Below are 1349 nucleotides of genomic sequence, written 5' to 3' on the forward strand. Positions count from 1 at the left end.
GCCATCTACGCCCTGTCGGGTCTGTTCGCCGCGGTCGCGGGCATCGTGCTCGCCGCCCGGCTGTCCTCGGCACAGCCCCAGGCCGCCAACGGCTACGAGCTGGACGCGATCGCCGCGGTCGTCATCGGCGGTGCCTCGCTGGCCGGCGGCACCGGCAAGGCGTCGGGCACGCTGATCGGCGCGCTGATCCTGGCGGTGCTCCGCAACGGCCTCAACCTGCTGTCGGTGTCGGCCTTCTGGCAGCAGGTCGTCATCGGTGTCGTCATCGCGCTGGCGGTGCTGCTGGACACGGTGCGCCGCAGGGCGGGTGCGGCTCCGGGCGCGGGCACCGGCCCGGGCGGCGGCAAGGGCAAGCAGGCCGTGACGTACTGCCTGGCCGCCGTGGTGGCGGTGGCGCTGGTGGCGGCGACGTCCCTGCTGCACACCTCCTCCGGCTCGACCACGCCGAAGATGGGCCTGTCGCTGTCCACGCTGAACAACCCGTTCTTCGTGCAGATCAAGTCGGGTGCGCAGGCCGAGGCGAAGAAGCTGGGCATCGAGCTGACCGTCACCGACGCCCAGAACGACGCCTCCCAGCAGGCCAACCAGCTGCAGAACTTCACCAGCGCCGGCCTGGGCGCGATCATCGTCAACCCGGTCGACTCCGACGCGGCGAGCAACGCGGTGAAGGCCGCCGGCAAGGCGGACATCCCGGTGATCGCGGTGGACCGCGGGGTCAACAAGGCGGAGATCGACGCGCTGGTCGCCTCCGACAACGTGGCGGGCGGCGAGCTGGCCGCGAAGACCCTCGCCGAGAAGCTCGGCGGCACGGGCCGCATCGTGATCCTGCAGGGGCAGGCGGGCACCTCCGCCGCCCGGGAGCGCGCCGCCGGCTTCGCGCAGGGCCTGAAGGCGTACCCGGGCATCAAGGTGCTGGCCCAGCAGCCCGCGGACTTCGACCGCACCAAGGGCCTGGACGTGATGTCGAACCTGCTGCAGGCCCACCCGGACGTGCAGGGCGTGCTGGCCGCCAACGACGAGATGGCGCTCGGCGCGGTCAAGGCGCTCGGCTCCAAGGCCGGCACGTCCGTGCAGGTCGTCGGCTTCGACGGCACCCCGGACGGTCTGACCGCCGTGAAGAACGGCACGCTGTACGCCTCGGTGGCGCAGCAGCCGACCCAGCTGGGCCGGATCGCCGTGGACAACGCGCTCGAGGCGGTCCAGGGCAAGAAGATCGAGCAGACCGTGAAGGTGCCGGTGAAGGTGGTAACGAAGGAGAACGTGGCCGGGTTCAGCGGCTGACCGGCACCCCGCGCCGCCGTTGAACGACCGCCCGCTGTGAGGAGACACATGTACGACTACGACCTGCT

Annotated in this window: 1 protein-coding gene; it reads left to right on the forward strand. The window is 71.5% G+C overall.

What is annotated here, in order from left to right; all coding sequences use genetic code 11:
* On the forward strand, positions 1 to 1281 hold a 1281-nt coding region (locus tag AB0I83_RS31455), incomplete at its 5' end, for a substrate-binding domain-containing protein (RefSeq protein ID WP_363307049.1).
* Between the last annotated feature and the right edge of the window lie 68 nt (positions 1282 to 1349).

Source organism: Streptomyces sp. NPDC049970, from assembly GCF_040660235.1.
Lineage (GTDB): Bacteria > Actinomycetota > Actinomycetes > Streptomycetales > Streptomycetaceae > Streptomyces.